The sequence below is a fragment of the Butyricicoccus sp. AM32-19 genome, from assembly GCF_003480365.1.
Taxonomy (GTDB): Bacteria; Bacillota; Clostridia; order Oscillospirales; family Butyricicoccaceae; genus Agathobaculum; species Agathobaculum butyriciproducens.
Genome location: NZ_QUIX01000012.1, coordinates 86,295 through 94,521, shown reverse-complemented (window position 1 = coordinate 94,521; position 8,227 = coordinate 86,295). Strand labels below are relative to the sequence as shown.

General features: G+C 45.3%; 8 protein-coding genes and 1 pseudogene. 8 read left to right on the top strand and 1 reads right to left on the bottom strand.

What is annotated here, in order from left to right:
* The 4 genes from DW806_RS10715 to DW806_RS10700 all read left to right on the top strand — a co-directional run.
* On the top strand, positions 1–534 hold a 534-nt coding region (locus DW806_RS10715; protein ID WP_118729932.1), incomplete at its 5' end, for a DUF4368 domain-containing protein.
* 632 nt (positions 535–1,166) lie between these two features.
* Positions 1,167–1,343: a tyrosine-type recombinase/integrase gene (locus DW806_RS10710; RefSeq protein WP_116704991.1), complete on the top strand. Its 177-nt coding sequence runs from the start codon at positions 1,167–1,169 to the stop codon at positions 1,341–1,343.
* Positions 1,344–1,347: 4 nt separating this feature from the next.
* Positions 1,348–1,752: a hypothetical protein gene (locus DW806_RS10705; RefSeq protein WP_442861151.1), complete on the top strand. Its 405-nt coding sequence runs from the start codon at positions 1,348–1,350 to the stop codon at positions 1,750–1,752.
* Positions 1,753–1,857: 105 nt separating this feature from the next.
* Entirely contained in the window at positions 1,858–2,658 is an 801-nt protein-coding gene (locus DW806_RS10700) for a DUF4866 family protein (RefSeq protein WP_118285405.1), read from the top strand.
* 66 nt (positions 2,659–2,724) lie between these two features.
* Here the strand turns inward: DW806_RS10700 and DW806_RS10695 are convergent, their stop codons facing one another.
* Entirely contained in the window at positions 2,725–4,053 is a 1,329-nt protein-coding gene (locus tag DW806_RS10695; RefSeq protein ID WP_110436406.1) for a threonine/serine ThrE exporter family protein, read from the bottom strand.
* A gap of 512 nt (positions 4,054–4,565) precedes the next feature.
* On the opposite strand from DW806_RS10695, the gene DW806_RS10685 reads away from it, so the two are divergent.
* From DW806_RS10685 to DW806_RS10670, 4 genes and pseudogenes are all read left to right on the top strand, one after another.
* Positions 4,566–4,925, top strand: a complete 360-nt coding sequence (locus tag DW806_RS10685; protein WP_005330964.1) for an ArsR/SmtB family transcription factor — start codon at positions 4,566–4,568, stop codon at positions 4,923–4,925.
* Positions 4,926–5,203: 278 nt separating this feature from the next.
* Positions 5,204–5,494: a DUF4491 family protein gene (locus DW806_RS10680; RefSeq protein WP_118729931.1), complete on the top strand. Its 291-nt coding sequence runs from the start codon at positions 5,204–5,206 to the stop codon at positions 5,492–5,494.
* A 24-nt stretch (positions 5,495–5,518) separates the two neighbouring features.
* A complete protein-coding gene (locus DW806_RS10675; protein WP_118729930.1) occupies positions 5,519–5,749 on the top strand; it encodes a hypothetical protein in 231 nt (76 codons plus the stop codon).
* Between the two features lie 111 nt (positions 5,750–5,860).
* A pseudogene (locus DW806_RS10670) lies at positions 5,861–8,215 on the top strand (heavy metal translocating P-type ATPase).
* The last annotated feature ends 12 nt before the right edge of the window (positions 8,216–8,227 follow it).

Genomic DNA, 8,227 nt, shown 5'->3' with positions numbered 1-8,227 from the left:
GCGGTCAATGCGTATATCCGCAGCGATGTGGAGGGCTTTCAGGAGGAGTGGCTGCATTACCGCCGCGCCGATCAGGAACGAGACATCCGGGAAGATCAGAAACGCATGGAGCAGGCAAAAAAGCGCCTTGCCAATCTTGATGTGGTCATGTCCCGGCTCTATGAGGATTACGCTCTCGGTGAGATCGGCAAGGAGAAGTATAAGAAAATGACGGCTGATTATGAAGCGGAGCAGGAACGGTTAAAGCTCGAAATTGAAACAACGGAAGAATGGGGCGAGCAGCGGCAGGCAATGGGCGATGATCTGGACGCTTTCATTGCGCTGACGAAAAAGTATGTGGATGTCACGGAGCTGACGCAGACGATTGTCAACGAGTATATCAAGAAGATCATCATCCATGCGCCGGACAAGTCCAGCGGCAAGCGCCGACAGAAGGTTGAGATTTTCTTCAACTTTTTGGACGATGTGGAGATCCCCGTACTGGTAGAACCCATGATCGCAGAATCTACCCTTGGACGCAGAAAAACGGCGTGACCTTTTCGGTCACACCGTCCTCTGCCCCAACCGCAAGACAAATAGTTCCTTACGACTGTTAAGCCTTCGGAAAACGCCTTTTGTAATATTGAGCGAATGGGTTCAGTTGAAATTTCAAGTAGCAGAGCGTCGAAAAAGTGGTATAATGAATAAGTAAAAGGAAGACAGATGTGAACAGAGCGTGAGTGCAGGCGGTACTGCGCTGTGTATGCCGCGTATGCCAAAGCGTGTGCCAGCAAGTGGATTGTAGACAACAAGGAATCGCAGATTTTTAATCGAGGCCGATTTAACCGCTGTTGTGCGACTACAGAGGGTCAACAGGGGCTTGCAGACCTTTGTCCGTTCAGGTCATAATTTCCCGACGATGAAGCCGCTGGACTAAAAAGTCTAGATATACCGTCACTTTTGGGCATTGTGGGATTGGTTTGACACCAATTTGACACCACATATGAACAAAATGGCTTTACAGAAAGTAAGGAGTTATCCGTTTGGGATAGCTCCTTTTTTCGAATTCTTTTTATGAAGAAATTTCAAGCAAAAGCACTCCTTTCTCTCATAAAGAGATAATTGATGTATGTGCGCACTGATTAAATTTAACGGAGCAGTGTCTCCTCTTTACAATCAAAACATATATGTTGCGGCATACATTCTGTACGAGGATGATTCTGGGCGGAATAGACTTGAAAACAGTTCAGATTATCATGGGGCACGCAGATGCCGAAACAACCATGCGCGTTTATGCAAACGTGACCAAAGCGCAAGCCCAGAATGAGATGATGCGAATGGAGGGAAAGATGAAGCTGAAGTAGAATTATGCAACTCAAATCCTGTTTGAGGACACTTGGTTTTTCTGCTACCAATGATATATTTGCGGAAAATGCGTGGTATTTCAGAAATGCACTTGTCCGTGCAAACTATACGAACCTGCAGAAAGGTATTCACGAAACAACGGAGTATCTGGAAGTGTTTTTCAGAAATCTGCTTTTGAACGAGAAGAATGAGCTTCATAATCGCAATCTACATATAAGTGGACTTTTGAATGAAGAAAAAGTGGATATGGGAAATGCAAAAGTGGATATTGAGAATGAAAAAGTGGACATTGAAAGCGTGCTTTCCGAGAAAGGCAGTAATTTCTCAGTAAAAACGACGGTTCATATTCATAGACTCTTTTGTGAATGCTACCCTAATAGTTGGCCACAGGAGATGCGGGAGGTTTGACGGTTACGTTATAATTTGAAAAATACGATTGACATACGAGATAAACAGGGCTATGCTTGTATTGCGAAAAAGCAAGCTCTTGACAGTGCATGAGGAGGAATTATCATGGCATCACTTTTTCCAAGAGAGGAACACGCCGAAGCACTGTTCCACAGAATTCTGAGCAATCCGGGTGCAGAGCAGCAGTTGTACGAAACCTTCTGCATGGAACAGGAGAATGCATCGTTTGAGGATGGCGGCGGTGCAGAGTGCAGCTTTGCGAAAGCGCTTTTGCAGGCTTACGAGAACCGCGATATTTCCGCGCTGACGATTGCGCTATGCAATAACACGATGTTCGATCTGCTGCGCACAGCCTATCTTATTCCGTATCGCTTTCATGGCAAAAACGGCGGGAATCCCAGACTGCTGACCGATGCGAACGGTGAGGTGCGCGAGGAATACCGCAATGCCGTCTCGGCACGAGAGCTGCGCAAGTTCCACGATATTTACCGTCAGCACCTGTCTGTACCGCGTGCGGCGCTCTACCTGGCCGATGGCAGTCATCTGCGCCACAAGTACACCAAGGACATGCAGGTGCGGGAGATGTATTCGCCGTCCCGCCGCGGCGTGCTGACGCTGTACGCGCTGCCGGATACGGTCGAGCAGGGTCTGACCGAAGCACAGGCGTACAACATCGTCTGGGACGCATTCAATGAAATCCAGCAGAGGTGTCCGACCGCGATGGTATTCTACGGTCAGGACACCGGCTACAAGTTGCAGAAAAGCCACGATGAACTGGGCGTTCTGCTGCCGCTTAAGGAGTTTGAACATAACATCCTGCACCATCTCGAGCAGGTGGACGGCATTGTGCTGCGCTGTCGTGAGGAGATGATCCATCAGGCTGGCAAGGACTCGCTGCCGCTGTAAAAAGCATAACAAAACCGCTGCTATGAGGAAAACTCACAGCAGCGGTTTTGGCTTGTCTGCAGAAAATCAGGTGCAGTAACGGAACATCTTATCCGTCATAATACGGGCGAAGATCAGTCCGAGCGGAAGCGCGAGAATGATCAATGTGGCAGACGCGAACCACGAAGCGGAAATGCTCAGGTTCATCATACCGAGATTGTAAATTGCGCGGTAGAGATACAGGCCGGGCACCATAATCACAATAGATGGCACTGTAATCGCGATGCGCGGAAAACCGGAGTGCTTTTTGTACGCAGAAGCCAGCAGTCCGGCGATCATGGCCGCGAAAAATGCGGCAGCCGCAGGCGGCAAAGATGCAAGGTCAACCAGCTCCAGACGCAGCGTGTTGGATATTGCGCCGATAACCGCGGCGGACATCGCCAGTGGTACCGGGCTGTTGAACATGATCGAAAAGCCGAACACACCGCAGAAGCTGGTGAGCAGGCGGAATACGATATACTGTAGCATGCTGAGGTTCAGCGGCAGAAAATCTACCGGTTTGAGGTGCAGCGCGAGCGCCATCAGCCATGCGGCCATCGTGGCAATCAATACGATCATTACCGCGTAGCTGAGCCGTTCGAGACCTGACCGCATATCCAGCTTGGCCATGTCGATGCCGCTGGTGATGAACGGAAATCCGGGAATGATGAACAGCATGGAGCAGATGTAGCCGGCTTCGTGCTGGACATTGATGCCGCAGGTCATCTCGGCAATCTTGAGACAGCCCGCGTACACCAGACAGGCTGCTGCGACCGAAACAGTCGTGCAGAGCACAAGCGTCAGATGGTGCTTGGACAGCTTGCAGCGCACGGCGTTGCCGATACCCGCGCCAAAGAATGCGAGTATCATCTCGACCCAGCCGCCGCCGAGCAGAAACGTAAATGCACCGCAGGCGAGGGCAGCCGCCAGACCGAGCATCAGTGGCGAATACAGTCCGTGCACCTGCTCGATTTCGTCAAGGTGGGTGTGCAGCTGCTCGCCGGTCATACGGGAGCAGATGTCGGCAAACTCAGCGACGAACTGCTCGAGTCGGTTGAGCTTTGAGGTGTTGACGCCTGTGCTGGTCAGCGTGAGCGTTTGCGAAAATGCCTGTTCACCGTCAAAGCAGGTGTATTCGATTGAGGTCAGGCCAATGTCGGCTGCACAGACCAGCCCCAGCTCCTCCGCAAGCGTGTTCATCGAACTGCGGACACGCCATGCACCGGTGCCGCATGAGAGCAGCATCAAGCCGGTGCGGCCGATGACGGAGGCCTTCTCGCGCAAGGGCGCGGCAGAGATCGGTAGAGTAGCATCATGTGATGTGTAATCGTGCCACGCAATGTGCATGTGGTTGGGGCGAAAAGCAGTTTGCGGCATAGTAACGCACTTCCTTATATGGCTGTATTGTAGTCGTTCTGTGCAGTAAAGTCAATAGATGAATGTAGAAAACGTCTGTTCAATTATTTGTAAAAGTAAATTCCTGTTGGGTGTGGAATTTAGCCTTACAAACTTATTCGCTGTTCACCTGTAGTGGTAAAAATCACATATTTTGCAGAGTCGCCGTATTCTGAGCACTTTGCCTGTGAAGCTTTCAGCAGTTTTGCTTTTTCAACTTCTTTATTAATCTCATATATCTGCTTCTTGGCCAGTTTGGGATTAAAAGTAACAATCCTTTTTTCTGTTATCTTGAACTTTTTAATTTTTCCTGTTTCGGAGTCCTTGAATTTATATTCAAACTCATCTACACATTCTTTGATGCGGTATAAAAGTATTAAGCAGTTAAAAACAAAAATCCAAGAAGATATTTACTAATCTTATTGACATAGAAAAATAAATGAATATAATCATAGTTGAACAACTATTCAACTAAAATTATACGAGGTAAGTGTATGCCTAAAACGTCTTATATTTGTAATTGCGATGTAATTCATGAGGATATTGTGAATGATGTGAAATCCAAGATGCAACCCAAAGATGATTATATCCAGTTAGCATCTTTATTTAAGCTATTTGGAGATGGTACCAGAGTACAAATCTTACACGCTCTGGAACAGAGTGAGATGTGTGTATGTGATCTTGCTGTGCTACTGGGGGTAACGAAATCCGCAATCTCACACCAGTTAAAGGCATTGCGTCTTGCGAATCTGGTAAAATTCCGTAAAGAAGCACAGATAGTTTACTACTCGCTGGCAGATGATCATGTGAAAGAGATTATTGACAAGGGATTTGAGCATCTTTGGCAGAAATAATATTTTTTAATATTATAGTTGAGTAATTGAACAATTAAACAAATTATAGAGTAGGGATGCGCTGATTGCTGCAGGTTATGATCCGTGTAAAAAATGCAATCCGTAAAAATGTGTCAGATATTTAAAAAATATAGAAGAGGAAGGTTGTAGTTCTATATTGCAATACTTCTTCTTTGCGCATATTGGATATGTTGTTGAGGGCGACTGTTGCACGCAGAAGATAAGTTGCGCCGGTCTGCGATAATGTGCTGTTTGTATAAGGAAAAGGACAAGGAGTTATGATGAATTTTAGTGGTATATTGATTGGTGTGCTTACCTTTTTTCTGATTGGATTGTTCCATCCTATTGTTATATATGCGGAGTATTACTTTGGAAGCCGCTGTTGGCCGGTATTTTTGCTGGTGGGCATTTTGTGTATGATTCTATCCGTAAGAATGCAGGAAATACTTTGGTCGGTTTCCCTGGGTGTTTTGGGCGTCAGTTGCTTTTGGAGCATTAAGGAACTGAAAGAACAGGAAATAAGAGTGGCAAAAGGATGGTTCCCGAAGCGGAAGGTGGATAAGCACTAAAGAAGAAAGCGGGGAGATGAGAAGATGGCGGTATGGAGATTACAGGTGAATACTGGAGGAGCGAACGTTGCGGATTATTGCTTGCAAAACCATGTTGCAGCACTTTGGGGCTGGCAAGGTACTTGCTATGGAGCGTTTATCAAGGCAATCTTACACGTTTCTGACGAGCTGATTGAAAAAATCTATATCGACTTCTTCAACAGACTGCCAGAATTCATGCAGAACGCCCTAAGTGAAGACTTCCGGGTGGCGTAAGTGGTATTTTTAGGATCTGAAATATAGAGTTTTCAAGGTACAAATCCCACTATTTATGTGGGAAGTTTAAGTGAGTGATTGAACAATTAAACAAATTATAAGGAGATTATCATGAAACGCATATTTCTATTAAAAGGGTTGGACTGTCCAAATTGTTCCGCAAAAATTGAAAAGGAAGTCGAAGAATTGGATGGAGTACAATCCTCAGTTGTAAATTTGATGAAGCAGACGCTTACAATCAATGTTGCTCCAGCTGCCGCAAATACAATAGCCAGTCAGATTGAAACGATTGTCTACAGCCATGAGCCGGGTGTGGAGGTTCAGGAAGAAACAATTATCCCCGTTACAAAGAGTTATTTGTTAAAGGGCTTGGACTGTCCGAACTGCTCCGCAAAAATTGAAAAAGAAGTCGGAGAATTGGATGGAGTGCAATCCTCAGTGGTAAATCTGATGAAGCAGACGCTTACAATCAATGTTGCTCAGACAGCCGCAGATACGATAGCCAGTCAGATTGAAACGATTGTTCATAGCCATGAGCCAGATGTGGAAGTTTCTGAAATTGTACAGGAATCTTATATACCGGAAAAAAGCAGGAGGCCAATGAATCCTATAACAATGAGGACAAGAAGTTGACGATTCGTTTAGCGATTGGCGCAGCAATCTATGGTATTGGTATGGCATTGACTGTTTTTGCGAAAGTGCCACTGCCTATCGAGTTAGCTTTTCTCATTGTTTCTTATGTTATTCTTGGTGGAGATGTTGTATGGCAGGCTGTGAGGAACATTTCAAAGGGGCGTGTATTTGATGAACATTTTTTGATGAGTGTTTCTACGATTGGGGCTTTTGTCATTGGTGAATATCCAGAAGCAGTTGCTGTTATGCTGTTCTATCAAGTTGGTGAATTTTTCCAGTCGTTGGCTGTTAAGCGTTCCAGAAAATCTATATCAGATTTAATGGATATACGTCCGGATTGTGCTACAGTCAGAAGGAACGGAGAATTGATTACCATATCTCCTGAAAGTGTTGCCATTGGTGAGATTATTATTGTAAAGCCTGGTGAAAAAATCCCATTAGACGGTGTGGTATTGGATGGAGATTCTATGCTGGATACGAGGGCTTTAACTGGAGAATCGGTTCCGAGAAGCGTTCATAAAGGAGACGAAGCACTTTCCGGTTGTATGAATCAGACGGGTGTTTTAACGATTAAGACAACGAAAGCATTTGGTGAATCTACTGCTTCAAAGATTATTGATCTTGTGGAGAATGCGTCCAGTAGAAAAGCACCAACAGAAAATTTCATTACTACATTTGCACGTTATTACACTCCTGTTGTTGTAATCTTAGCAGCTATTCTGGCAATTCTGCCACCGATCCTTCTTGGTGGAGGTTGGACAGAGTGGATTCGCAGAGGATTTGTTTTCCTTGTGGTATCTTGCCCATGTGCATTGGTCATTTCAATCCCGCTGACTCTCTTCGGAGGTATTGGTGCGGCATCTAAACGAGGTGTTCTTGTAAAAGGAAGTAATTATTTAGAGGCGCTTAATAATGTCAGCATTATTGTGTTCGATAAAACTGGAACACTTACAAAGGGTGTTTTCAATGTGACTGATATTCTGCCTGCAAATGGATTTTCAAAAGAACAGGTTCTGGAGTATGCGGCCCAGGCAGAGAGCTTTTCTAACCATCCTATTGCAAAATCCATTCTCTCCGCTTATAGAAAAGAAATTGACCAATCAGTTATCTCTGATTACAAGGAAATTTCCGGATATGGAATCAGTGCCATGGCAGGAAAGAAGAAAGTTTATGCTGGCAATACGAAACTTATGGATTCAGAGCATGTGGAGTACACAGCCTGTGAAAAAGTTGGTACAAAGGTTTATATAGCAGTAGATGGTCAATATGCCGGATGCATTTTGATAACAGATGAAGTAAAGCCGGACAGCAAAAAAGCAATTTCTGATTTGAAACATATCGGTGTGGAAAAAACAGTCATGCTTACCGGTGATGATGAAAAAATTGGGAAGTCTGTTGCAGAAGAATTGCAGTTGGATGAATATTATGCACAGCTGCTTCCTGACCAAAAAAGTGGAAAAGGTTGAGCTTTTAGATGGTAAAAAGAGACCGGGAAGCAAAATGGCTTTTGTTGGTGATGGTATCAATGACGCTCCTGTCCTTGCCCGTGCAGATGTTGGTATTGCAATGGGTGGGCTTGGTTCGGATGCGGCCATTGAAGCAGCAGATGTAGTTCTGATGACAGATGAACCGTCTAAGCTGGTGGACGCGATTGAAGTAGCAAAAGCGACAAAACAGATTGTCATGCAGAATATAGTGATTGCTCTTGGGATTAAGAGTGTGTTCCTGATTCTTGGCGCTCTTGGTATTGCGGGAATGTGGGAAGCTGTATTTGGTGATGTAGGCGTTACCATAATTGCTGTTTTAAACGCAATGAGAATTTTGAGAAAATAGGAAATGAGGTGG

What these genes read in the sequence shown, in the direction of transcription:
- DW806_RS10710 (WP_116704991.1), top strand. Translation starts at nt 1,167, where the DNA reads ATGTTGCGGCATACATTCTGTACGAGGATGATTCTGGGCGGAATAGAC.
- DW806_RS10705 (WP_442861151.1), top strand. Translation starts at nt 1,348, where the DNA reads ATGCAACTCAAATCCTGTTTGAGGACACTTGGTTTTTCTGCTACCAAT.
- DW806_RS10700 (WP_118285405.1), top strand. Translation starts at nt 1,858, where the DNA reads ATGGCATCACTTTTTCCAAGAGAGGAACACGCCGAAGCACTGTTCCAC.
- DW806_RS10695 (WP_110436406.1), bottom strand. Translation starts at nt 4,053, where the DNA reads ATGCCGCAAACTGCTTTTCGCCCCAACCACATGCACATTGCGTGGCAC.
- DW806_RS10685 (WP_005330964.1), top strand. Translation starts at nt 4,566, where the DNA reads ATGCCTAAAACGTCTTATATTTGTAATTGCGATGTAATTCATGAGGAT.
- DW806_RS10680 (WP_118729931.1), top strand. Translation starts at nt 5,204, where the DNA reads ATGATGAATTTTAGTGGTATATTGATTGGTGTGCTTACCTTTTTTCTG.
- DW806_RS10675 (WP_118729930.1), top strand. Translation starts at nt 5,519, where the DNA reads ATGGCGGTATGGAGATTACAGGTGAATACTGGAGGAGCGAACGTTGCG.